The 23,978-nt window shown below is 39.8% G+C and carries 19 protein-coding genes, 3 tRNA genes and 3 rRNA genes; 7 read left to right on the forward strand and 18 right to left on the reverse strand.

The features are described from left to right. Positions 1 to 115 precede the first annotated feature (115 nt). The 5 genes from NYR30_RS11660 to mutY form a co-directional block, all read right to left on the reverse strand. A tRNA-Asn gene (locus NYR30_RS11660) sits at positions 116 to 191 on the reverse strand. A gap of 4 nt (positions 192 to 195) precedes the next feature. Beyond that, positions 196 to 271 (reverse strand) — tRNA-Phe (locus tag NYR30_RS11665). A 145-nt stretch (positions 272 to 416) separates the two neighbouring features. After that, a complete protein-coding gene (mltC, locus tag NYR30_RS11670) occupies positions 417 to 1,502 on the reverse strand; it encodes a membrane-bound lytic murein transglycosylase MltC (protein WP_066112117.1) in 1,086 nt (361 codons plus the stop codon). Positions 1,503 to 1,508: 6 nt separating this feature from the next. Further along, positions 1,509 to 1,781: an oxidative damage protection protein gene (locus NYR30_RS11675; RefSeq protein ID WP_066110165.1), complete on the reverse strand. Its 273-nt coding sequence runs from the start codon at positions 1,779 to 1,781 to the stop codon at positions 1,509 to 1,511. A gap of 14 nt (positions 1,782 to 1,795) precedes the next feature. Beyond that, positions 1,796 to 2,917, reverse strand: coding sequence for an A/G-specific adenine glycosylase (gene mutY / locus NYR30_RS11680; RefSeq protein WP_066112120.1), 1,122 nt, complete (start codon positions 2,915 to 2,917; stop codon positions 1,796 to 1,798). Between the two features lie 134 nt (positions 2,918 to 3,051). Here mutY and trmB point away from each other — a divergent pair, with 134 nt between their 5' ends. Together trmB and NYR30_RS11690 are read left to right on the forward strand one after the other, a co-directional pair. Continuing rightward, positions 3,052 to 3,804, forward strand: a complete 753-nt coding sequence (gene trmB / locus NYR30_RS11685) for a tRNA (guanosine(46)-N7)-methyltransferase TrmB (protein ID WP_066112123.1) — start codon at positions 3,052 to 3,054, stop codon at positions 3,802 to 3,804. 20 nt (positions 3,805 to 3,824) lie between these two features. Beyond that, positions 3,825 to 4,169, forward strand: coding sequence for a YggL family protein (locus tag NYR30_RS11690; RefSeq protein ID WP_066110173.1), 345 nt, complete (start codon positions 3,825 to 3,827; stop codon positions 4,167 to 4,169). Between the two features lie 421 nt (positions 4,170 to 4,590). Here NYR30_RS11690 and rrf read toward each other — a convergent pair. The 4 genes from rrf to NYR30_RS11710 form a co-directional block, all read right to left on the reverse strand. Beyond that, a 5S ribosomal RNA gene (gene rrf, locus NYR30_RS11695) occupies positions 4,591 to 4,706 on the reverse strand. Positions 4,707 to 4,901: 195 nt separating this feature from the next. Then, positions 4,902 to 7,793, reverse strand: a 23S ribosomal RNA gene (locus NYR30_RS11700). Positions 7,794 to 7,898: 105 nt separating this feature from the next. Next, positions 7,899 to 7,974 (reverse strand) — tRNA-Glu (locus NYR30_RS11705). Between the two features lie 80 nt (positions 7,975 to 8,054). Continuing rightward, positions 8,055 to 9,596, reverse strand: a 16S ribosomal RNA gene (locus NYR30_RS11710). The 16S, 23S and 5S rRNA genes sit together here with 1 tRNA gene alongside, the layout of an rRNA operon. A gap of 452 nt (positions 9,597 to 10,048) precedes the next feature. On the opposite strand from NYR30_RS11710, the gene NYR30_RS11715 reads away from it, so the two are divergent. Beyond that, complete coding sequence (locus NYR30_RS11715) at positions 10,049 to 10,873, forward strand: DUF5718 family protein (protein WP_066113558.1); 825 nt, start codon at positions 10,049 to 10,051, stop codon at positions 10,871 to 10,873. Between the two features lie 57 nt (positions 10,874 to 10,930). Here NYR30_RS11715 and era read toward each other — a convergent pair whose 3' ends face one another. From era to NYR30_RS11745, 6 genes are all read right to left on the reverse strand, one after another. Next, positions 10,931 to 11,851 carry a GTPase Era gene (gene era, locus NYR30_RS11720; RefSeq protein WP_302501221.1) on the reverse strand — a complete coding sequence of 307 codons (921 nt, stop codon included), beginning with the start codon at positions 11,849 to 11,851 and terminating at the stop codon, positions 10,931 to 10,933. Positions 11,852 to 11,867: 16 nt separating this feature from the next. After that, a complete protein-coding gene (rnc, locus tag NYR30_RS11725; RefSeq protein WP_066104317.1) occupies positions 11,868 to 12,548 on the reverse strand; it encodes a ribonuclease III in 681 nt (226 codons plus the stop codon). A gap of 2 nt (positions 12,549 to 12,550) precedes the next feature. Beyond that, positions 12,551 to 13,522 carry a signal peptidase I gene (gene lepB / locus NYR30_RS11730; protein ID WP_066104312.1) on the reverse strand — a complete coding sequence of 324 codons (972 nt, stop codon included), beginning with the start codon at positions 13,520 to 13,522 and terminating at the stop codon, positions 12,551 to 12,553. A gap of 9 nt (positions 13,523 to 13,531) precedes the next feature. Next, positions 13,532 to 15,328: a translation elongation factor 4 gene (gene lepA, locus NYR30_RS11735; protein ID WP_066104309.1), complete on the reverse strand. Its 1,797-nt coding sequence runs from the start codon at positions 15,326 to 15,328 to the stop codon at positions 13,532 to 13,534. 149 nt (positions 15,329 to 15,477) lie between these two features. Beyond that, the gene (nfuA, locus tag NYR30_RS11740) at positions 15,478 to 16,062 is read right to left on the reverse strand and encodes a Fe-S biogenesis protein NfuA (protein WP_066104304.1); all 585 of its coding nucleotides are present in this window, start codon (positions 16,060 to 16,062) and stop codon (positions 15,478 to 15,480) included. An 88-nt stretch (positions 16,063 to 16,150) separates the two neighbouring features. After that, positions 16,151 to 16,855: a phosphoribosyltransferase family protein gene (locus NYR30_RS11745; RefSeq protein ID WP_066104301.1), complete on the reverse strand. Its 705-nt coding sequence runs from the start codon at positions 16,853 to 16,855 to the stop codon at positions 16,151 to 16,153. A gap of 130 nt (positions 16,856 to 16,985) precedes the next feature. Between NYR30_RS11745 and NYR30_RS11750 the strand changes: the two genes are divergently transcribed. From NYR30_RS11750 to NYR30_RS11765, 4 genes are all read left to right on the forward strand, one after another. After that, positions 16,986 to 17,801, forward strand: a complete 816-nt coding sequence (locus tag NYR30_RS11750; RefSeq protein WP_066104298.1) for a Cof-type HAD-IIB family hydrolase — start codon at positions 16,986 to 16,988, stop codon at positions 17,799 to 17,801. A gap of 200 nt (positions 17,802 to 18,001) precedes the next feature. After that, positions 18,002 to 18,973 (forward strand): ABC transporter substrate-binding protein, encoded by a 972-nt coding sequence (locus NYR30_RS11755; RefSeq protein WP_066104293.1) that lies wholly within the window; start codon positions 18,002 to 18,004, stop codon positions 18,971 to 18,973. A gap of 68 nt (positions 18,974 to 19,041) precedes the next feature. After that, a complete protein-coding gene (locus tag NYR30_RS11760) occupies positions 19,042 to 19,944 on the forward strand; it encodes an ABC transporter permease (RefSeq protein ID WP_066104291.1) in 903 nt (300 codons plus the stop codon). 3 nt (positions 19,945 to 19,947) lie between these two features. Beyond that, the gene (locus NYR30_RS11765) at positions 19,948 to 20,742 is read left to right on the forward strand and encodes an ABC transporter ATP-binding protein (protein WP_066104288.1); all 795 of its coding nucleotides are present in this window, start codon (positions 19,948 to 19,950) and stop codon (positions 20,740 to 20,742) included. Positions 20,743 to 20,834: 92 nt separating this feature from the next. Here the strand turns inward: NYR30_RS11765 and NYR30_RS11770 are convergent, their stop codons facing one another. Genes NYR30_RS11770 through ulaA form a run of 3 tightly spaced genes read right to left on the reverse strand, consistent with a single transcriptional unit; the run spans position 20,835 to position 23,965 of the window. After that, positions 20,835 to 21,782, reverse strand: coding sequence for a transketolase family protein (locus NYR30_RS11770; RefSeq protein WP_066104284.1), 948 nt, complete (start codon positions 21,780 to 21,782; stop codon positions 20,835 to 20,837). After that, positions 21,775 to 22,596, reverse strand: a complete 822-nt coding sequence (locus NYR30_RS11775; RefSeq protein WP_066104282.1) for a transketolase — start codon at positions 22,594 to 22,596, stop codon at positions 21,775 to 21,777. Before NYR30_RS11775 ends, NYR30_RS11770 begins: the two co-directional genes overlap by 8 nt. Positions 22,597 to 22,600: 4 nt before the next feature. Then, the gene (ulaA, locus tag NYR30_RS11780; RefSeq protein WP_066104279.1) at positions 22,601 to 23,965 is read right to left on the reverse strand and encodes a PTS ascorbate transporter subunit IIC; all 1,365 of its coding nucleotides are present in this window, start codon (positions 23,963 to 23,965) and stop codon (positions 22,601 to 22,603) included. Positions 23,966 to 23,978: the final 13 nt, after the last annotated feature.

Consider the following 23,978-nt stretch of genomic DNA (forward strand, 5'->3'; position numbering starts at 1 on the left):
GAGAAAAGCGACAAAGTAAAAAAACAAACCCACTTTTACCAAATGATTTTGGAAAGGTGGGTTTGTCAGCGGTCTGAGGCTGTTACAACATTTATTGTAACAGCCTTTTGGAATTTGGCTCCTCCTGCTGGACTTGAACCAGCGACATATGGATTAACAGTCCACCGTTCTACCGACTGAACTAAGGAGGAATAGTGGTGCCCAGAGGCGGAATCGAACCACCGACACGGGGATTTTCAATCCCCTGCTCTACCGACTGAGCTATCTGGGCAACGTCTTAGTGGTGCGTATTAAACGTTTTTTTGGCTTTCAAGTCAACCACTATTTTGAAAAAAATTTCTTTTTTTCGCACGTTAGCCGTTTTTCTATCCAAAACGCATAAAATTAATACTAAAACACCAGCAAAGCCCGCGAAATTAACGAATTACTCGATAACTTTTTTGTGCTTTATCCACTTTGATTAAGTAGTTTCTTGCCTGTGCTGATGGGTGTTTCGTTGTTAAAATACGATACACTTGCTCAGGTAATAACCGATTAATCTTATTTACCGCAACATCTTTATCATCATCAAAGATTCGCAATACTGCACCCGCCCCACCGTTATAAGCCGAAATAACGGCAAAACGTCTAGAAGTAGGATCTGTAATTCCTGCCAAATATTTATTTTGTAATAACCATAAATAAGAAACACCAGCATCAATATTTTTATATGGATCAAATAAATATTTTTTCGATGGAATACCTCTTCTACCTTTCATTAAGAACACATCACGTCCCGCCGTTTGCGGTACAATCTGCATTAAACCCATCGCATTAGCATAACTAATCGCATATGGGTTAAAGCTTGATTCTGTCTGCATAATGCCCAAAATCAAACTTTCATCAATGTTGTAGTGTCTTGCTGCCTTACGAATAAATGGAATATATTTTTGCGCACGAATAGCAACGTGGTTGGCAATCATTTGAATCACAACAAATTGCACAATATGACCATTACTTAAACGGCGACTTTGTAATTTATTGTTAATTAAATAATCAGCAAAAGCTGACGCCACTGCAATATTTGGAATTTGTGCACCTTGATGATCTAATACCTGTCCTAATAAAAATGGTCGAGAACTGATTGGCACATCACCATCAGCGAATAAATCGATACCATTTGCATCAGATCCCATCAATAATGTATGCACAATAGCATTTTTTAAACGAGCCAAGCTGGTTTGTGTTTCGATGGTAATCACACCTTCATCAAAACTAACGTGACTACGGGTATAATATTTATCAGTATATTTCACATAATCTTTTCGACTTGCAACCAATAATTCATTCACACCCCAAATACGATCGATATTATGAGAAAATTGACCAGTTAAAATATCTAATGCTCGAGTGTCTTTTGCAAAAGCGTCATCGTAATCAATATCATCACGATCATAGGAAGAACCACATCCCACTAGTAATAGTGCTAATGCAGCAACAATAAAAGATTTTTTCATTTTCATTTTGGACTACTTTGAGGGAGGGACATAACCTTCAATATGAACATCCTTGCCTTCAAACAAGAAATTTACCATCTCTTGTTCTAATAATTTACGATGCTCTGGATTCATCATATTTAATTTCTTTTCATTCACTAACATCGTCTGTTTTTTTAACCATTCAGACCATGCTTGTTTGCTAATCGAATTAAAAATACGCTTGCCTAATTCACCTGGGTAAAGCTGAAAATCTAAGCCTTCTGCTTCTTGCTTCAAATACTCACAAAAAACGGTTCTTGCCATAACGTTATCCTTATTTAATTTTTTTCTATTGTTAAACTTGCTAACTGTATCAACAAATTTTTCACAGGCGTCGCCAAACCAATTTTAGGTGGCGAAAAATCCGCTAGATCATACCAATATTCACTTTCATTTTGTACTGTCTGTTTATATTCTGCACAATCTTCTGCTACATTTTTTACCATAGCTACGGTTTCTGTTTGCTCTGTTACCACTATTGGGTGAATATCTAAATGAAAATGGCTAAAAGTATGGCGAAAAATAGGTAATTCTTCGATTAATCGCAACTGATTTACTTGTAAATAACTTTCTAAACTATCTTTAGAATCAAACTGCGGAAAACAGTATAAACCGCCCCATAATCCTTGTGCTGGCCGTTGTCGCAGTAATACTTTATGATCTTTGACAAACAGCAAAAAATAGCTTTCTCGCTCTGGCAACGCTTTCTTGAGTTTTTTTCCTGGATATTGTTGCCAACTTTCATTTTTATATGCAATGCAAGATTTTGCTAATGGACACAAAGTACATTTTGGTTTACTTCTCGTACAAACCATTGCACCTAAATCCATCATTGCTTGATTAAAAGCTGCTACCTGTGAATCAGGTGTAACTGCTGCGCTATGACGCCATAATTGAGTTTCTACTGATTTCTCACCTGGCCAGCCTGCAATCGCAAAATAGCGCGATAATACACGTTTTACATTGCCATCTAAAATAGGATAAGGTGCATCAAGACATGAAGATAAAATGGCTCCTGCGGTGCTTAAACCTACACCTGGCAATGCCAATACCTGTGAAAAATCTGTTGGAAATTGTCCCTGATACTGATCACGAATAGTTTGTGCTGCTTTGTGTAAATTCCGCGCCCTCGCGTAATAACCCAAGCCTGTCCATAAATGTAACACTTCATCTATTGATGCATCGGCAAGATCACAAATAGTCGGAAATTGTTGTATAAAACGTTCAAAATATGGAATAACTGTCGTTACTTGCGTTTGCTGCAACATTATTTCTGATAACCAAACGCCATATAATGATTTATTACGTTGCCATGGCAGTGTTTTACGCCCATATTTGTCATACCATGATAATACTGCCATTGCAAAAGGTGCTTCTGGCGTTGACTCAGCCTGCCACATAAATCTTCCCTATTTAACAATTCAAAGTCGCGAGTGTATCACAACAAATTCATTCAAAACATAACAAAAAGAGTGAATTATCAGGTAAAATACAGACTATTTTTATTAGTAATTCATCAATTTTTACTTTATTTATGCAACAAGAATCTGTGAATAACCTTGCTGAACAAAAACGTAAATCAGTGAACACTATGGAATTTACTGCTGATGGTCGTTATCTACGAAAAGTGCGTAGCTTTGTACTGAGAACAGGACGTTTAAGTGAAGCACAAAAACGTGCAATGAATGAGAATTGGCATAAATTTGGTTTAGAGCATCAAGCAGCCCACTTTGATTTCCCTGCTATTTTTGGCAACAATAATCCTGTTGTGTTAGAAATTGGCTTTGGCATGGGGCGTTCCTTGGTTGATATGGCAAAACAAAATCCACACTATAATTATCTTGGTATTGAAGTTCATACTCCTGGTGTAGGTGCTTGTATTGCTTATGCTTTAGAACAACAAGTTACCAATCTAAGGGTGATTTGTCATGATGCAATAGAGATCTTGAAAGATAATATTCCTGTAGAAAGTTTAGCTGGTTTACAACTTTTCTTTCCTGATCCTTGGCATAAAGCAAAACACCATAAACGTCGAATTGTTCAACCAGCTTTTATTGAATCCATAATGCCAAAATTGATCCATAATGGCTTTATTCATATGGCAACAGATTGGCAAAATTATGCAGAACAAATGTTAGAAGTATTATCACAACAACCTGGATTACAAAATACTTCGAGCACCAATGATTTTATCCCACGTCCAGATTTTCGACCATTAACGAAATTTGAACAACGTGGCCACCGTCTAGGCCATGGCGTTTGGGATCTTTATTTCATCAAAAAATAATTGATAGAGGAGAAAAAGATATGGCATATCAACGTAATCGTAGACAACGTAAAAAAATGCACATTGATGAATTCCAAGAATTGGGATTTTTAGTCAATTGGCAATTTGCTGAAAACACACCTGTGGATCAAATTGATCAAGTTGTAGATCGTTTTATTGATGAAGTAATCAAGCCAAACGGTTTAGCTTATGAAGGCAGTGGTTATTTACATTGGGAAGGTTTAGTTTGCTTAGAAAAAATTGGTAAATGTGATGAAACTCACCGTCAAACAGTCAAAACTTGGTTAGAAAATAATGGATTAAATCAAGTTGAAGTAAGCGAATTATTTGATATCTGGTGGGATTTCCCTGTAACTGCTCAATAATAAGATACAACAATTATTTTTAACACATTGCCACTAATTTAAGTGGCAATTTTTTCTCTCTTTCCATCCTACTTTGTTCATTTCTACAACTTCTCTTCCTTAGCTATTTCAAGGGTATGAATAGCGAAGGAGTTTCACATATCCCAAAATCAACTTAGTCGCTTAATAGACATAGAGAAGATGAAGTGATTGGTGATTGGTGATTGGTGATTGGTGATTGGTGATTGGTGATTGGTGATTAGAAGCTAAAGCAAAATCCAACCATCCCTAAAAAATCAAAAAATAGAAATCAGAAAACAAAAAGTAGAAAAATAAAAAACAGAAAACAGAAACCCAAAATCACAAAACAAAAAAATAAAAAACACAAAAATAAAAAAACGCTAGCTGACTCCTCAACTAGCGTCCTTCTCTCTTTTCTTTAACCTGGCAGTGACCTACTCTCACATGGGGAATCCCCACACTACCATCGGCATTACGACATTTCACTTCTGAGTTCGGCATGGATTCAGGTGGGTCTATCGCATTCTCGCCGCCAGGATTAATCCTTTTGACTTTCTGCTTCTAGCTTCTCGCTTTCTGCTTTATCTTCTTCTCTAAAAAACGTTCACAAGCTGTCAACTCATCAGTGAGTTTTCTTTTCCTCTCACTGCTTTCTCTCTCTCGCTTCTTCGCTTTTTTCGCTTTTCCGCTTTTCTTACCTGCTCTCTTCGGGTAAAAACCCTTCAGCGTTGTATAGTTAAGCCTCTCGGGCAATTAGTATGGGTTAGCTCAATGACTCACATCACTTACACACCCCACCTATCTACGTCGTCGTCTTCAACAACCCTTACAATCTCTCGATTGGGACAACTCATCTCGGGGCAAGTTTCGTGCTTAGATGCTTTCAGCACTTATCTCTCCCGCACTTAGCTACCCAGCAATGCTTCTGGCGAAACAACTGGAACACCAGCGGTGCGTCCACTCCGGTCCTCTCGTACTAGGAGCAGCCCCCCTCAATTCTCCTTCGCCCACGGCAGATAGGGACCGAACTGTCTCACGACGTTCTAAACCCAGCTCGCGTACCACTTTAAATGGCGAACAGCCATACCCTTGGGACCTACTTCAGCCCCAGGATGTGATGAGCCGACATCGAGGTGCCAAACACCGCCGTCGATATGAACTCTTGGGCGGTATCAGCCTGTTATCCCCGGAGTACCTTTTATCCGTTGAGCGATGGCCCTTCCATTCAGAACCACCGGATCACTATGACCTACTTTCGTACCTGCTCGACTTGTCCGTCTCGCAGTCAAGCTTGCTTCTACCATTGTACTAACCTCACGATGTCCGACCGTGATTAGCAAACCTTCGTACTCCTCCGTTACTCTTTGGGAGGAGACCGCCCCAGTCAAACTACCCACCAGACACTGTCCGAATACCTGTTCCAGGTACCTCGTTAGAACATCAAACGTTAAAGGGTGGTATTTCAACATCGACTCCTTACCAACTGGCGTCAGTATCTCTCAGTCTCCCACCTATCCTACACATTAAAATTCAAGGTTCAGTGTCAAGCTATAGTAAAGGTTCACGGGGTCTTTCCGTCTAGCCGCGGGTACACCGCATCTTCACGGCGATTTCAATTTCACTGAGTCTCGGGTGGAGACAGCCTGGCCATCATTACGCCATTCGTGCAGGTCGGAACTTACCCGACAAGGAATTTCGCTACCTTAGGACCGTTATAGTTACGGCCGCCGTTTACTGGGGCTTCGATCAAGTGCTTCTCTTTCAATAACACCATCAATTAACCTTCCAGCACCGGGCAGGCGTCACACCCTATACGTCCACTTGCGTGTTTGCAGAGTGCTGTGTTTTTATTAAACAGTTGCAGCCAGCAGGTCTCTTCGACTGGTTCATGCTCCATCTGTTCAGACTTCACACTACGCCAGCGCACCTTCTCCCGAAGTTACGGTGCTATTTTGCCTAGTTCCTTCACCCGAGTTCTCTCAAGCGCCTTAGTATTCTCTACCTGACCACCTGTGTCGGTTTTCAGTACGGTTTATTAGATAATGTGCTTAGCAGCTTTTCCTGGAAGCTTGGCATCAACAACTTCGCAACCGTAGTTACTCCTCATCACGCCTCAGCATTAATGGTGCGGATTTGCCTACACCATCTACCTACACGCTTGAACAGACCCTTCCGTCCGTCTGCTTGCCTAGCCTTCTCCGTCCCTACATCGCTTATCTAACAAGTATGGGAATATTAACCCATTTCCCATCGACTACGCTCTTCAGCCTCGCCTTAGGGGCCGACTCACCCTGCCCCGATTAACGTTGGACAGGAAACCTTGGTCTTCCGGCGAGCGGGCCTTTCACCCGCTTTATCGTTACTTATGTCAGCATTCGCACTTGTGATACCTCCAGCAACCCTCTCAAGTCACCTTCTTCGGCTTACACAACGCTCCCCTACCCAACAAGATTTCTCTTGATGCCGCAGCTTCGGTGCTATATTTTAGCCCCGTTACATCTTCCGCGCAGACCGACTCGACTAGTGAGCTATTACGCTTTCTTTAAATGATGGCTGCTTCTAAGCCAACATCCTAGCTGTCTATGCCTTTCCACCTCGTTTCCCACTTAATATAGACTTTGGGACCTTAGCTGGCGGTCTGGGTTGTTTCCCTCTCCACGACGAACGTTAGCACCCGCCGTGTGTCTCCTATATATTACTCTTTGGTATTCGCAGTTTGCATCGGGTTGGTAATCCGGGATGGACCCCTAGCCGAAACAGTGCTCTACCCCAAAGGTATTCATATAAGGCTCTACCTAAATAGATTTCGGGGAGAACCAGCTATCTCCCGGTTTGATTGGCCTTTCACCCCCAGCCACAATTCATCCGCTACTTTTTCAACAGTAGTCGGTTCGGTCCTCCAGTTAGTGTTACCCAACCTTCAACCTGACCATGGCTAGATCACCGGGTTTCGGGTCTATACCTTGCAACTTCCGCCCAGTTAAGACTCGGTTTCCCTTCGGCTCCCCTATCCGGTTAACCTCGCTACAAAATATAACTCGCTGACCCATTATACAAAAGGTACGCAGTCACATAGTCTCCTATGCTCCCACTGCTTGTACGTACACGGTTTCAGGTTCTCTTTCACTCCCCTCCCGGGGTTCTTTTCGCCTTTCCCTCACGGTACTGGTTCACTATCGGTCAATCAGGAGTATTTAGCCTTGGAGGATGGTCCCCCCTTCTTCAGACAAGATTCCTCGTGTCTCGCCCTACTTCTTGTTAGCTTAGTACCATAAAGGATTCTTCAGATACGGGATTGTCACCCTCTTCGATTGAGCTTCCCAACTCATTCTCCTAAATCCTTTACTATCTCTAACGGCTACTCCACTTTCGCTCGCCGCTACTCGCAGAATCTCGGTTGATTTCTTTTCCTCAGGGTACTGAGATGTTTCAGTTCTCCTGGTTCGCTTCACTATCCTATAGATTCAGACAGTGATGATAGATTCTTCATCTACCGGGTTTCCCCATTCGGATATCGTGGAGTTAACGCTTCTTATCAACTCCTCCACGCTTTTCGCAGATTAGCACGTCCTTCTTCGCCTCTGATTGCCTAGGCATCCACCGTGTACGCTTACTTACTTAACTATACAACCTCAAGGATTCTCTCCTTCAGTCGCTCGCTTTTGAGTTCTCAGTTTTCAGCTTGTGTCTTCGTTTTTAAAGAGCATTTATCATAAAGATATCGTTAATTGGCGTCCCCTAGGGGATTCGAACCCCTGTTACCGCCGTGAAAGGGCGATGTCCTAGGCCTCTAGACGAAGGGGACTTCTACCAATTAACGATACCCTCGCTTCTATCAAACAATCTGTGTGAACATTTCATAGTAACATCTTCACTTTAATCTAGTAAGGAGGTGATCCAACCGCAGGTTCCCCTACGGTTACCTTGTTACGACTTCACCCCAGTCATGAATCATACCGTGGTAAACGCCCTCCTAAAGGTTAAGCTATCTACTTCTGGTACAACCCACTCCCATGGTGTGACGGGCGGTGTGTACAAGGCCCGGGAACGTATTCACCGCGACATTCTGATTCGCGATTACTAGCGATTCCGACTTCATGGAGTCGAGTTGCAGACTCCAATCCGGACTACGATGCACTTTCTGAGTTTCGCTCCATGTCGCCACTTCGCCTCCCTCTGTATGCACCATTGTAGCACGTGTGTAGCCCTACTCGTAAGGGCCATGATGACTTGACGTCATCCCCACCTTCCTCCAGCTTGTCACTGGCAGTCTCCTTTGAGTCCCCGGCTCTACCCGCTGGCAACAAAGGATAAGGGTTGCGCTCGTTGCGGGACTTAACCCAACATTTCACAACACGAGCTGACGACAGCCATGCAGCACCTGTCTCATAGCTCCCGAAGGCACAAACTCATCTCTGAGTCCTTCTATGGATGTCAAGAGTAGGTAAGGTTCTTCGCGTTGCATCGAATTAAACCACATGCTCCACCGCTTGTGCGGGCCCCCGTCAATTCATTTGAGTTTTAACCTTGCGGCCGTACTCCCCAGGCGGTCGATTTATCACGTTAGCTTCGAGGACCAATCCTAATAACCAATCCCCAAATCGACAGCGTTTACAGCGTGGACTACCAGGGTATCTAATCCTGTTTGCTCCCCACGCTTTCGCACATGAGCGTCAGTATCTTCCCAAGGGGCTGCCTTCGCCTTCGGTATTCCTCCACATCTCTACGCATTTCACCGCTACACGTGGAATTCTACCCCTCCCTAAAGTACTCTAGCGACCCAGTATGAAATGCAATTCCCAGGTTAAGCCCAGGGCTTTCACACCTCACTTAAGTCACCACCTGCGTGCCCTTTACGCCCAGTTATTCCGATTAACGCTCGCACCCTCCGTATTACCGCGGCTGCTGGCACGGAGTTAGCCGGTGCTTCTTCTGTGGCTAACGTCAATTACATACCCTATTTAAGCATGCACCTTCCTCACCACCGAAAGAACTTTACAACCCGAAGGCCTTCTTCATTCACGCGGCATGGCTGCGTCAGAGTTCCCTCCATTGCGCAATATTCCCCACTGCTGCCTCCCGTAGGAGTCTGGGCCGTGTCTCAGTCCCAGTGTGGCTGGCCATCCTCTCAGACCAGCTAGAGATCGTCGGCTTGGTGAGCCCTTACCTCACCAACTACCTAATCTCACTTGGGCTCATCTTATGGCTAAAGGCCTTTCGGTCCCTCTACTTTAATCTCTCGATATTACGCGGTGTTAGCTACAGTTTCCCGTAGTTATCCCCCTCCATAAGCCAAATTCCCAAGCCTTACTCACCCGTCCGCCACTCGTCAGCAAGAAAGCAAGCTTTCCTCTGTTACCGTCCGACTTGCATGTGTTAAGCCTGCCGCCAGCGTTCAATCTGAGCCATGATCAAACTCTTCAATTTAATCTTCGCTCTCAAAAAAACTGACTTCGTTATTCAAATCATATGAATCTTCAAATTCAGCATTCAAGATAATCTTTTTTAATTCTTTTACTTAAAGTAAAAACATCATCTACGAATGCCCACACAGATTGTCTGATAAAATGTTAAAGAACGTTTCGCCGCCTTACGCAGCAAAGGTCGCTTATACTACTCATCTCGACCTGCTTTGTCAACAAGATTTTTGACTGATTTTTTTAATCAACTTCGGAAATCTTCAGCCCTACTTGACTTCAGCACTGCGCTTCCTTGCTCTCGTTGCGTGAGGCGGCATTATAGGGATTTTTTATTGCCTTGCAACAGATTTTTTGAAGTAATTCACATTTTTTTATTTAGTTGCTTAGAATTTCCACAAAACGTATTGTTTTACAGCAATTTTCTTTTTAACCTTGTTTTTTACCCTTACGGAGATCATTATGAACTTAACCCAATTTATTGGTTTTGGTGTTGCTGGCAATTTTGCCGGTCATTTAGAGCAAGCTGGCGAAGCAAAAGATTTTGAAAATGTAGTTACTACCGAAGAGTCTCAACCTAAAGCAATCTTTCCTTTCTATGTCCCTAATATCAACAATTTTTTAGCAACATTCCCATTATCATCAACTGAAATTAAGATGCCACAAGGTGCTGACAATTTACAGATTGAACCTGAAGTCGCAGTCCTCTTTAACATTGAATACGATCAAAATAAGCAAGTGACCGCTTTACGCCCTTTTGCTTTCGCCGCTTATAACGATTGTTCTATCCGCAAACCAAATGCGAAAAAGATTTGTGAGAAAAAGAATTGGGGAGTCTCATCTAAAGGGATTTCTGCCAATCAATTAGCGGTAAATTCGCTTGAAAAAGGTGGGGAGTTAGATCACTACCGCATCGCTTGTTACCACAAACGCCAGCAAATATTAACTGCTTATGGTATTGATAGCCCAATCGCTGGTTACAATTACTTTAACCAAAAACTGATTGATTGGATCATTGATAGAATGAATCATCAGACCGATCAAGGTCCTATGAATAATATTGCCGAATTACTACAACAAGCTAATTACCCAACTCAAGCTGTGATTAGTATTGGTGCTACTCGTTATACAGAATTTGGTGAAACCAATTATTTACAAGTCGATGATACCAGTATCGTTGTTGTCTATGATGGACGAAAATATAACGAAGAGCAGATTAAACAATTTGCTGCACAAGAAACATTCCCAGCGGATATTTCAGCATTAGTGCAAAAAGTTATCGCTTAAACTACATAAAAAAACCTCAAATTTTTAATCTTTGAGGTTTTTTCTTTTTAACAAAATTTAATCATCCATATAGCCAAGACTTCTTAATGCTTTTTCATCATCAGCCCAGCCACTTTTCACTTTTACCCAAAGCTCTAAATGTACTTTCGCATCAAATAGCCGTTGCATATCTTGTCTGGCTTCAGTACCAATCGTTTTGAGTTTCTGACCTTGGTGACCAATGACCATTTTCTTTTGCCCTTCACGTTCAACAAGAATTAAGCCATTAATCTCATAAGTACCACGTTCATTCACTTTAAACTGTTCAATTTCTACAGTTACAGAATAAGGCAATTCTTCGCCCATAAAACGCATTAATTTTTCACGAATAATTTCAGAAGCCATAAAGCGTTGCGAGCGATCAGTAATGTACTCTTCTGGGAAGTGATGAACGCCCTTACGTAATGATTGACGAACAATTTTCTCTAATTGATGTACATTGTTGCCACGTTGTGCCGAAATTGGAATAATTTCTTTAAAATCAAATTTTTCCGTAAGTTGTTGAATAAACGGCAATAATTCATCTTTATTTTTAACATTATCGATTTTGTTAATAGCTAACACAACAGGTGCTTTAGCATTGCGTAATTTATTCAACACCATTTCATCATCATCATTCCAATGTGTTCCATCAACAACAAAGATGATTAAATCTACATCACTAATTGCACTACTCGCCGCACGATTCATCAAACGGTTGATCGCACGTTTTTCTTCAATATGTAAGCCCGGAGTATCCACATAAATAGCTTGATAAATACCATCCGTATGAATACCGACAATACGATGACGAGTGGTTTGTGCTTTACGCGAAGTAATGGAGATCTTTTGCCCTAAAATTTTATTTAATAAGGTCGATTTACCCACATTTGGACGACCAACAATGGCAATAAAACCGCAATAGGTTTCTTGATCTAAGGTTTGAGAATTTTCTGTCATTCTGTTACTCATTCAATTATTTAATTTTTAATACTGCCAAAATTTTTTCTGCGGCAGCTTGCTCTGCTTTACGACGGCTACTCCCAATTCCCTCAAATACTTCTTCTAATTGCTGAATTTGGCAAGTAACTTTAAAGGTTTGATTGTGTGCCTCACCTCTAATATCAACAACAGTATAATTTGGTAATGGCTGACGAATACCTTGTAAATATTCTTGTAATCTCGTTTTAGGGTCTTTTTGACTATCGCCAGGTTGGATTTCAGCCAAACGTTGTTGATACCAAGTTAAAATGACATGTTGCGCAGTTTCAATACCATTATCCAAATGAATCGCACCAATAATAGCCTCAACGCAATCAGATAAAATCGAACTACGACGATAACCACCACTTTTTAACTCACCTGGGCCAAGTTTTAAGTAATCCCCTAATGCAAACTCAAGAGCAATTTGTGCTAAAGTCTGCTCACGAACTAACGTTGCCCGCATTCTACTGAGATCACCTTCTGCTGCCTTTGGGAATTGATGATATAACGCTTCACCAATAGTAAAATTCAAAATAGAATCACCTAAAAACTCAAGGCGTTCATTATGAACACTCGCTGCACTACGATGGGTGAGCGCCTGTTCCAATAAAGCTATTTTCTTAAATTGATATCCTAATTTATGTTGTAATCGATCTAAATGTTCACTATTCATAATTATTTGATGGTTTGAAAGAAGCGATCAGTCCGAATTCCTGTCGGCCATTCGCCCTCTTTTTTATCTAAACTTAACCAGATCACTGTTGCTTTACCGACAATATTTTGTTCAGGGACAAATCCCCAAAAACGACTGTCATTACTATTATCTCGGTTATCACCCATCACAAAATATTCCCCTTCAGGTACGGTCCATTCACCCACTGGGTTTCCATCTTGTTTGAAATAATAAGGATCATAATTAAAACGATCTGGGTTCAATAAAATTTGATGTGTTACTGCGCCAATTTCAGTGCGTTCAATTTGCGCACTACCATGATAAACAAACTCAGGATTTTGCGTTAAACCCTCATAACGATAAGTTTCGCTAGGGCAACTATCAGAACCACATGCAGGCGTTACCGTTAACACACCATCTTGTTGATTATATTTAATATGATCGCCTGGCAGGCCAATGACACGCTTAATATAGTCCACATTAGGCTGAATTGGTGCTTTAAAGACAATCACATCGCCACGTTTTGGTTCTCCTATTGGAATCCACTTTGTTTGAAATACAGGATCTTTCACGCCATACTCATATTTGTTGACCAATAAAAAATCCCCTACACGTAAAGTCGGTTCCATAGAACCAGAAGGAATTTGGAAAGGTTCATATAAAAATGAACGTACAATTAACACGATCGCCAATACAGGAAATAAAGACGCAAGAAATTCTTCACTTTCTGAAATTGGTTCGATACGTGCTTTTTCTTCATCTGTTAACTCTTTGCCACTACGTTGTTCAGCACGAGCAATTTGACGCAAACGTTTTGGCTGCAAAACAAAGCGATGATGACACCAGAAAATACCTGATAATACAGAGAAAATAATCAGCAAGATCGTAAAAGTATTAGGAAGTTGGAAATAATCCAACACTTTCCATAAGACAAATCCAATTACCAATAAAATAGGCAAGAAAAAATTTGACATACTTGCTCCTTATTTGTCTTTTCCTACATGAAGAATTGCTAAAAATGCCTCTTGTGGTACTTCTACATTACCAAGAGATTTCATGCGTTTCTTCCCTTCTTTTTGTTTCTGTAATAGTTTCTTCTTACGGCTTACGTCACCGCCATAACATTTCGCCAATACATTTTTACGCAATTGCTTCACTGTCGAGCGAGCAATAATATGGTTACCAATGGCCGCCTGAATAGCAATATCAAATTGTTGACGCGGAATGAGTTCTTTCATTTTTTCAACTAACTCACGACCACGATACGGCGCATTATCTTTATGTACAATCAACGCCAACGCATCAACGCGATCACCGTTAATCATAATATCAACTCGCACCATATCTGCAGTTTGGAAACGTTTGAATGAATAATCTAACGATGCATAACCACGAGAAGTCGATTTTAAACGATCAAAGAAATCTAATACCACTTCTCCCATTGGGATTTCATAAGTCAACGCAACTTGATTACCATGATATACCATATGTGTTTGTACACCACGTTTTTCCACACATAATGTAATGACATTACCTAAATATTCCTGTGGCAATAACATATTACATTCTGCAATTGGTTCACGAATCTCTTCAATATTATTGATTGGCGGTAATTTTGCCGGACTATCGACATAGATAACTTCACCATTAGTCATTGCAACTTCATAAATTACTGTCGGTGCCGTAGTAATCAAATCAAGATCATATTCACGTTCTAAACGCTCTTGAATGATCTCCATATGCAATAAGCCTAGGAAACCACAACGGAAACCAAAACCTAATGCACTTGAGTTTTCTGGTTCATAAAACAAAGAAGCATCATTCAAACTTAACTTTCCTAATGCATCACGAAATGCCTCATAGTCATCTGAACTGACAGGGAATAAACCCGCATAAACTTGCGGTTTTACCTTTTTGAACCCTGGTAATGGCTTATCCGCTGGATTGTGATGTAAAGTCAACGTATCACCAACAGGCGCACCAAGAATATCCTTAATACCACAAACTACCCAACCTACTTCACCACAAGAAAGCTCCGTAGTATCTACTTGTTTTGGTGTAAAAATACCTAAACGATCAACACCATAACTCTGTCCTGAACTCATTACCTTAATCTTATCGCCTTTCTTCAATGTACCATTTTTAATTCGCACTAAAGAAACAACACCAAGATAATTGTCAAACCATGAGTCAATAATCAATGCTTGTAATGGCGCTTCCGGATCGCCTTTTGGTGCTGGAATACGTTTCACAATTTCTTCTAAAACATCTTCTACACCAAGCCCCGTTTTTGCAGAACAACGTACTGCATCAATCGCATCAATTCCAACAATATCCTCAATCTCTTCTGCCACACGCTCAGGATCAGCTGCAGGTAAGTCAATTTTATTTAAAATTGGCACAACTTCTAAATCCATCTCAATCGCGGTATAGCAGTTAGCCAAAGTTTGTGCTTCTACACCTTGCCCAGCATCAACCACTAACAACGCTCCCTCACACGCTGCTAATGAACGCGAAACTTCATAGGAAAAGTCAACGTGGCCTGGGGTATCAATAAAATTTAATTGATAAGTTTCACCATTTTTCGCAGTGTAATCTAACGTTACACTTTGTGCTTTAATAGTGATACCACGCTCACGTTCAAGATCCATTGAATCCAGAACCTGTTCCTCCATTTCCCGTTCTGTTAAGCCACCACAGACTTGAATTAAACGGTCGGAAAGCGTTGATTTACCATGATCAATATGAGCAATAATTGAGAAATTACGGATATTCTTCATAGATGAGTAATTTTAATATTTCGGTTAATAAATGAAAAAATAATCGGAAGATTTTACAAGAAACAAGGAAAAACTGCTACTAGAAAGGAATTTGTTATATTTTTCAGCAAAAAGGCAGATTTACTCCGCCTTTTCACTAACACAATTAATTAATAATAAGAGTGTTCTCCGCGTTGATGTTCTGTAACATCTTTCACGCCTTTTAACTCACCATCAAATTGTGCAAGCAATTGTTTTTCCACGCCTTCTTTTAAGGTTACATCCACCATTGAACAACCGTTGCAACCACCACCGAACTGTAAAATTGCTTCGCCATCTTCCGTAATTTCAATCAAGGTAATACGTCCACCATGACTAGCTAATTGCGGATTAATTTGTGTTTGAATCACATAATCAACGCGTTCAATTAACGGTGCATCATCAGCTACTTTGCGCATTTTTGCATTTGGTGCTTTTAAGGTTAATTGCGTTCCCATATCATCAGTAACAAAATCAATTTCTGCATCTTCTAAGAAAGGCAAACTAATTTCATCAACAAAAGCAGAAAAAGTTTCATATTTCATTTCACAGTCTGTTGCTTCTACTGCGGAAGGTGGGCAATAAGAAACACCACATTCTGCATTTGGTGTTCCAGGATTTACCACAAAAATTCGGATATTAGTTCCCTCTTCTTGTTGATCGAGCAATTTACGGAAATGTGCTTGTGCTGCACTAGAAATAACAATTTGTTGCATAATGCTTTGATTCCTTCATTAATACTTGACTGATATGGTCGGGAATAATACGCTCAATCAAGAATTTTTTCTACTCCCTCACCCAAAATCAACTCATTTTTTGAGTTTTGCACAATGCCCACACTTGAATTTCTTGAACGCCAACTTGTTGTAAACAATGGCAAATTTCCTCCATTGTTGTTCCAGTAGTAATCACATCATCAATTAAAGCGATTGATTTAATACCAACAGGCAATGGTTTAACTAATTTAAACGCCTGTGCCAAATTTTTTTGCCGTTGTTCTGCACTTTTTCCTCGTTGTGATTCCGTTGCACGCTGTCGCTGAATCAAATCTTGCCGAAATGGGATATTTAACCAATGACTTAAATAACGTGCTAACAAACTCGCCTGATTATAACCACGTCGCCATTGTCTTTGATGATGTAGTGGTACTGGAATTAATAAATCTGGTAACGATAAGTTATGTGTACGTTTTGCTTCTCTCACTGCCAACAATAACCAACGTGCTAAACTACGATCTAACCAATAATCTTGATTAAATTTAAAACGATAAATAAGAGAACGTATTGGTTCTTCAAATGCAGAAACAAACACAATTCGCTGCCACTTTGGTGGCGCCAATAAGCATAAACCACATTGCAAACGATTTTCAGGTAAAACAGCGCCACAACGCCCACAATATGGCTGCCGTATTACTTGTTGATAGCAACACGAACAGATCCCATGCTGCGCAATCCTCAAACGACGTCCACAAACAACACAACCCACATCAAAAAGATTCGTACTTTTCATACTGGCAACATTACAACACTTATTACGGAAACAATCATTACCGCTGAATCTTTTGTGAACTACTTCGAGAAAAACAGAAAAAAATGCTATGATTAGCGCTTGTTTTTCTAGCCATAAAGATGTTTGAAGTATGTTAAAAGCACCAATTAAAGTTATTTTTTTTGATATCGATGAAACCCTTTACGTTAAAAATAAAGCTATCCTTCCTAATAGCGTACCAACCGTCATCCGTAGTTTAAAACGTAAAGGCATTATTCCTGCTATTGCTACTGGTCGTGCACGTTGTGCTTTTCCAGAAAAAATTGATCAATTGATCAAAGATGAAGGCATTGAATTATTCGTGACGATTAATGGGCAATATAATAGTTATAAAAATCAAGTTATTACGAAACACCCTATTGCTATTGCAGACATTGAACGCATTATCCGCTTTTTAAGCCAACACCATATCGAATATGCATTTGTTGGCAATGAAGGAATTGCCGTTTCGAATATCACCCCGCAATTAAAAGAAGCACTCGATCCAATTACCACCCGTTATTTCATCGATCAAGACTATTACAAAACACACGATGTTTATCAGTTACTCCTTTTCTATTCTGCCGACCAAGATCAATTTATTGCTGATTCCGGCATTCTTGGTGAACAATTCAAAGCAGTACGTTGGCACGATTATTCAGTCGATTGTCTCGTGGCTACTGGTTCAAAAGCGAGTGGTATTGACGCAGTGGTAGAATATCTCGGCTTGACGATTGATAACGTGATGGCTTTTGGTGACGGACTAAATGATATTGAAATGATTAGTCATGTCGGTACTGGCGTCGCAATGGGAAATGCACATCCTGAACTGAAAAAAGTTGCCAATTACATCACTGAAGATATTGAACATGATGGACTTTTAAAAGGATTACTCGCATTAGGCGTGTTAGAAGAATCCGACTTGTAACTTTACAACGTAATAAAATCTTTACAACGATAATTTTGTGACAATGATCGCAAAAATACAGAAAATACAGATAAATTATTGTTAGTCAAAGATCTTCTCAATAAAGTCGCTCTGTGCTATAACTAATTCACTTACTGCAACACAGTAATGTAACGTTATGTTTACAGCCAAAATTTCACTTGAGCACTAAAGGAGCGACTATGAAAAAATTTAAACTTGCCTTATGGGCAACATTAGCAGCAACCACTTTATTAACTGGTAATGCCCTAGCAGCTGATGTCAAAAATGTTGCAATTACCGCCATTGTTGAACACCCTGCGCTTGATGCGGTCCGTCAAGGTACTATTGCTGAATTAAAGAAAGAAGGTTTTGAAGAAGGAAAAAATCTAAAGATTGATTTCCAAAGTGCACAAGGAAATACAGCTACTGCAGCACAAATTGCTCGTAAATTTGTTGGTGATAAACCTGATGTTATTGTTGCTATTGGTACACCTAGTGCGCAAGCTGTCGCAGCTGCAACCCGCCATATTCCTCTTGTTTTCTCCGCTATTAGTGATCCTGTTGCAGCTAAATTAGTGAAATCATGGGAAGCTTCAGGAACCAATGTCACTGGTACTTCTGATACCTTACCAATTCAACCACAAATTGATTTGATCAAACGCTTAATTCCGAACTTAAAAGCGATTGGCTTTGTTTATAGTTCTGGTGAAGTGAATTCAACTGTGGTCTTAAAACAATTACAAGAAGCTGGTAAAGCTAACGGGTTTACAGTAGTAGAAGCACCTGCACCACGTACAACAGACATTAGTACTGCTGCACGTAGTCTAAAAGGTCGTGTAGATGCTATCTATACCTCTACCGATAATGGTGTTGTTTCTGCATATGAAGCACTTTATAAGAGTGCATTAGATGCGGGTATTCCTCTTATTGCTGCAGATACCAGCACCGTTGCTCGTGGAGCAATTGCTGCCTTATCTAACAACTATTATGTACTAGGTGAAGAAACCGGAAAAATTGTTGGTTCAATTTTGAAAGGTGAAAAACCAGGCAATATTCCAGTTAAAACAATGGATAAATTGGATCTTTATCTTAATCTGAAAGCAGCTAAAGCCTTTGGTGTTAAAGTACCACAAGATTTAGTGGATTCAGCTAAAGAAGTAATAAAAGAATAATTTTCTATGTTCAGGATAGGTACAAAACGTACCTATCCCATTGTTTTCGTTTATGTAATATTACCATTATGACTTCAGTTCTATTTTTAGGTGCATTAGAAATTGGTTTAATTTATGCCATTGTTGCATTAGGTGTGCTGATTTCTTTCCGTATTTTAGACTTCCCTGATTTAACTGCTGACGGAAGTTTTCCATTAGGTGGCGCTGTTTGTGCCGTTTGTATCGTAAGTGGAATTAATCCTTGGTTAGCAACATTAATTGCTACGTTTGCGGGAGCAATTGCCGGTTTAATCACTGCTTGGTTACACGTTTCACTAAAAATTTTGCAATTACTTGCCAGTATCTTGGTAATGATTGCGCTCTATTCAGTGAATTTACGCATTATGGGTGCACCAAACTTGCCATTGTTAGGTGAAACTACAATTTTCGATCCTTTTATTAATGCTGATGCAAGTAACCAAATGTATGTACAACCAGCATTAGTTTTTGGGTTTGTGATTGTTGTTAAATTACTTTTAGACTGGTTCTTTAACACTGAAATTGGTCTGGCTGTCCGCGCTACTGGTGCGAACTTGAGAATGTCAAAAGCACAAGGTATTCCAACAGGACGTATGATTTATCTTGGTATGGCATTATCGAATGCGTTGATTTCACTAGGTGGTGCATTATTCGTACAAACACAAGGTGGTGCTGATATGTCAATCGGTGTTGGTACTATCGTAATCGGTTTAGCGGCTGTCATTATCGGTGAAACCTTAATTCCAGCTAAGCGGTTATTTATGATTACATTAGCCGTAATTATTGGTTCAATTCTCTATCGTTTCTTTATTGCAATTGCATTAAGTAGCGAAACATTACGCGACATTGGCTTTGGAGCTCAAGATCTTAACTTAGTTACAGCCATTTTAGTTGTCTTTGTCCTCATACTCCCACAACTAAAAAGTCGTTTTCTTAGCAAAAAGGGGGAATGAACAATGATGAAATTAGATAATCTGCGCATCACTTTTAATCGTGGTACGCCGATCGAGAATCCAGTATTAAGAGGGCTTTCTCTCAATATTGCTAAAGGTGAATTTGTTACCGTTATTGGGAGTAATGGTGCGGGTAAATCTACACTACTTAATGCTATCTGTGGTGATTATTTAGTAGACAGTGGCAAAATTTACCTCAATGATGAAGATGTTACCCGCAAAACAACTTGGCAGCGTGCAGCTTCCGTAGCGCGTGTTTTCCAAGACCCAATGTTAGGTACTTGTGAAGGATTAACGATTGAAGAAAATATGGCTCTCGCATATTGTCGTGGTCAACGCCGTAATCTTTCATTTTTTGTAAAAAAAGAAACGAGAGAATTCTTTCGTGAGAAGTTATCTATGCTGAAACTCGGTCTAGAAAATCGTCTCAGTGATAGAATGGGATTACTCTCTGGCGGACAACGTCAAGCTGTAAGTCTATTAATGGCCTCTTTACAGCCATCTAGTATTTTATTACTTGATGAACATACTGCCGCACTGGATCCTAAAACTGCGGCTTTTGTTATGGAACTCACTGATAAAATTGTAGCTGAAAATCAACTTACCGTAATGATGGTAACTCACTCTATGCAGCAAGCATTAGATCATGGTGATCGCACTGTTATGCTGCACCAAGGACAAGTTGTATTAGACGTTTCAGGTGACAAACGTAAACGTATGGGAGTACAAGATTTATTGCAAATGTTTGAAAGTACACGTGGTGAACGCATCACAGATGATAGTTTGTTATTAGACTAATCTTTATAGTTATCACTACAACAATTTGTTCAAAACGAAAGGCTTAGTAAATAGACTAAGCCTTTCTTATTTAGGAAGATTATCTCTAAATTTTAGTCAAATAAAGTCAAAGCTTGTTTTACAATATCTTCCGCAGTTAATTGATATTCTTTTTGTAGAAAATCAACCGTTCCAACTTGACCATAACGACCTTTGATACCTACTCTACGCATCGGTACTGGCGCAGATTCTACCAATACTTCTGCAACGGCGGAGCCTAAACCATTTTCAACACTATGATTTTCACAAGTTACGACTCTACCTGTTTTACGAGCATATTTAATAATGGTTTCTGCATCAATCGGCTTCAAAGTAAACATATCAATTACTGTTGCCGAAATTTGATGACGTTCTTGTAAAATATCTGCGGCTAACAAAGCTTCAGCTACCATAATGCCATTTGCGATTAAGGTAATATCTTTACCTTCTTGCAGAACTTTCGCTTTACCAATCGTAAACGTTTCATTCTCTGGATAAATTTTGATAGCTTGCTTCCTAATCGTTCTAATCCAATAAAAACCTTGCAATTGCGCTAGCTGCTGCAAGATATCTTTGAACATCGTTGCATCTGTCATCTCTAAGACATTAGCATTTGCTAAACCTCTAACAATACCCATATCCTCAAATGACATATGAGTACCGCCATTATGAGCTGAAGTAATGCCTGCATCAGATGCAATCACTTTGACATTATTCTTTTGGTAATCTAATGACATAAACAATTGATCAAAACAACGACGACTGGCGAATGCAGTAAAAGTATGGAAAAACGGAATATGACCCGCAATCGACATCCCCGCTGCCAAACCAACTGTATGAGCTTCCATAATGCCACAATTAATCACATTGTTAGGATACAACTTCTGCACTTTATCCATTGACATAGAGCTCATCAAATCTGCTTCTAAATCAACAATCAACGGATTGTTTTTTATCAATTCTGTCATTGTCGATGCATAGATAGCTCTCATTTCAACATTATCTTTTTGCAAACTACGCATATTTTGCCTCCAAATCCAGAATAGCCTGTTGAATTGATTGTTTCATTGCATCATCAAGTCGTAAATGGTGACTATTTTTTAATCCTTCTAAATAAGGTACACCTTGTCCTTTAATCGTATTTAGCACAATTAATTTTGGCTTACCTTCAGGCTTTTGTGTTAAAACCGACGCTATCTGTTGTACATCTTTTCCATCAACTTCAATACAATCAAAACCAAAGGCTTTAAACTTCTCAGCTAAACTAAAAGGCTCAATAATCGCAGATAACGTACCATCTAACTGCATTTTATTGTAATCAACCAACACTGTTAGATTAGTTAAACGATGATGAGCAATAAATTGCAACGCCTCCCAACATTGTCCTTCATTTAACTCGCCATCTCCTACGATACAGAAAGTACGATTTTCCATTCCTCTAAGATGGTGGGAAAATGCAATACCAGTCGCAATAGATAAACCTTGCCCCAACGAACCTGTTGTAGCATCAACTCCTTTTGTTTTTAAACGATCTGGATGACTTGGTAACAACGTTTGGTTTTGATTTAATGTTTGCAATTGTTCAAGAGGGAAAAAACCTTTGAGCGCCAGTGTACTATAAAGAGCGGGGCCTCCATGCCCCTTAGATAATACAAAATAATCTCGTTCGTCCCAATCTGGATGCTGAGGATCAATCTTCATCACTTTGCCATATAATGCTGCCAACGTTTCAACAATTGACATACTACCGCCAAAATGGCCAAAGCCTAGATGAAGTAATGTTTTTAAGGTAGCAACCCGAATTTGATTAGCGAACTTGACTAAATCTGTTTCCATTACATTACTCCTTAGTTTCTACTGCAGCTTTTTCTTTCTTCACATAGTTATAAGCAACTAATACTACAAAAATACCAACAATAACCGCAGTAATAACATCTTTGTTCCAGTAATTTGCCATATTTCCTAAAATAATACCGATCACACCAAAATCAGCATCAGAGAAAGTGGTATTGGCAAAACCTAAATTTCCTAAAACTGGAAGTAAGAACACAGGAAGGAAAGTAATTAATACACCATGAGCAAATGCACCAATAATAGCGCCTCTACGTCCACCCATTGCATTACCAAATACCCCAGCTGTCGCACCACAGAAGAAGTGAGGCACAACACCAGGAAGAATTAATACCCAACTTAATTGGCCAAGAATAAATAGCCCTACTAAACCACCAACAAAACTCGCTAGGAAACCGATAAGTACTGCATTTGGTGCGTATGGGAATACAATCGGACAATCTAGTGCAGGTCTTGCATTTGGTACTAATTTTTCTGAGAAACCAGTAAATGCAGGAACAATTTCAGCCAAAATTAAGCGTACACCTTGTAGGATGATGAAAACCCCGGCCGCAAAGGTAACTGCTTGAATAATGGCATAAACTAAATAGTTTTGTCCGCCGCTAAATTTAGTTTCGATAAACTCTGATCCACTTGCTACTGCTAAGATGAGATAAATCACCATCATAGTTAATGAGATAGAAATTGAGCTATCACGTAGGAAACTTAAATTTTTCGGTAAATTCATTTCCTCAGTAGATTTCGAACCTTTACCTGTCCATTCACCAATTGCACCAGCTAAAACATAACCGACAGTACCAAAATGGCCAAATCCAACATTGTCACTACCAGTAATACGTTTCATATAACGGTGTGCAATATATGGGAAAAACGCCATCACAAGTCCCAATGACAATGCACCAACAAATACAAGTTGAATACCGTCGAAACCAGCAACAGTAAGAATAATACCGATCATACACGCCATATAGAATGTATGGTGACCAGTAAGAAAGATGAATTTTAAGCGGGTAAAGCGAGCAATCACAATATTAGCAACCATACCAAACGCCATAATTAAGGCTGTTGCGGTACCATATTTTTGCAATGCTAATGACACGATGGCTTCATTATTTGGAATAATACCTTGTACATTAAAGGCATGTTGGAACATATCACCAAGTGGTGTTAATGAGCCTAATAAAACACCTGCACCACCACCTAACACAATAAAACCTAAGATAGTTTTAATGGTTCCTTTAATAATATCTGGCATCGCTTTTTTCTGTGCGATTAAGCCAACTAATGCAATTAAACCAACTAAAACAGCAGGTACTTTAAGGATATCTAAAATGAAGAAAAGGAAGGCATTCATAGTAATTCCCTCT

The sequence above is a fragment of the Gallibacterium salpingitidis genome (genome assembly GCF_030517105.1).
Classification (GTDB): domain Bacteria; phylum Pseudomonadota; class Gammaproteobacteria; order Enterobacterales; family Pasteurellaceae; genus Gallibacterium; species Gallibacterium salpingitidis.

Bases quoted from the DNA above. Each gene is read 5' to 3' on its own strand.
- NYR30_RS11750 (WP_066104298.1), top strand. From the start codon at position 16,986: ATGTTAAAAGCACCAATTAAAGTTATTTTTTTTGATATCGATGAAACC.
- NYR30_RS11690 (WP_066110173.1), top strand. From the start codon at position 3,825: ATGGCATATCAACGTAATCGTAGACAACGTAAAAAAATGCACATTGAT.
- era (WP_302501221.1), bottom strand. From the start codon at position 11,851: ATGACAGAAAATTCTCAAACCTTAGATCAAGAAACCTATTGCGGTTTT.
- NYR30_RS11675 (WP_066110165.1), bottom strand. From the start codon at position 1,781: ATGGCAAGAACCGTTTTTTGTGAGTATTTGAAGCAAGAAGCAGAAGGC.
- rnc (WP_066104317.1), bottom strand. From the start codon at position 12,548: ATGAATAGTGAACATTTAGATCGATTACAACATAAATTAGGATATCAA.
- mutY (WP_066112120.1), bottom strand. From the start codon at position 2,917: ATGTGGCAGGCTGAGTCAACGCCAGAAGCACCTTTTGCAATGGCAGTA.
- mltC (WP_066112117.1), bottom strand. From the start codon at position 1,502: ATGAAAATGAAAAAATCTTTTATTGTTGCTGCATTAGCACTATTACTA.
- NYR30_RS11755 (WP_066104293.1), top strand. From the start codon at position 18,002: ATGAAAAAATTTAAACTTGCCTTATGGGCAACATTAGCAGCAACCACT.
- lepB (WP_066104312.1), bottom strand. From the start codon at position 13,522: ATGTCAAATTTTTTCTTGCCTATTTTATTGGTAATTGGATTTGTCTTA.
- lepA (WP_066104309.1), bottom strand. From the start codon at position 15,328: ATGAAGAATATCCGTAATTTCTCAATTATTGCTCATATTGATCATGGT.
- ulaA (WP_066104279.1), bottom strand. From the start codon at position 23,965: ATGAATGCCTTCCTTTTCTTCATTTTAGATATCCTTAAAGTACCTGCT.
- trmB (WP_066112123.1), top strand. From the start codon at position 3,052: ATGCAACAAGAATCTGTGAATAACCTTGCTGAACAAAAACGTAAATCA.
- nfuA (WP_066104304.1), bottom strand. From the start codon at position 16,062: ATGCAACAAATTGTTATTTCTAGTGCAGCACAAGCACATTTCCGTAAA.
- NYR30_RS11775 (WP_066104282.1), bottom strand. From the start codon at position 22,596: ATGGAAACAGATTTAGTCAAGTTCGCTAATCAAATTCGGGTTGCTACC.
- NYR30_RS11715 (WP_066113558.1), top strand. From the start codon at position 10,049: ATGAACTTAACCCAATTTATTGGTTTTGGTGTTGCTGGCAATTTTGCC.
- NYR30_RS11765 (WP_066104288.1), top strand. From the start codon at position 19,948: ATGATGAAATTAGATAATCTGCGCATCACTTTTAATCGTGGTACGCCG.
- NYR30_RS11745 (WP_066104301.1), bottom strand. From the start codon at position 16,855: ATGAAAAGTACGAATCTTTTTGATGTGGGTTGTGTTGTTTGTGGACGT.
- NYR30_RS11760 (WP_066104291.1), top strand. From the start codon at position 19,042: ATGACTTCAGTTCTATTTTTAGGTGCATTAGAAATTGGTTTAATTTAT.
- NYR30_RS11770 (WP_066104284.1), bottom strand. From the start codon at position 21,782: ATGCGTAGTTTGCAAAAAGATAATGTTGAAATGAGAGCTATCTATGCA.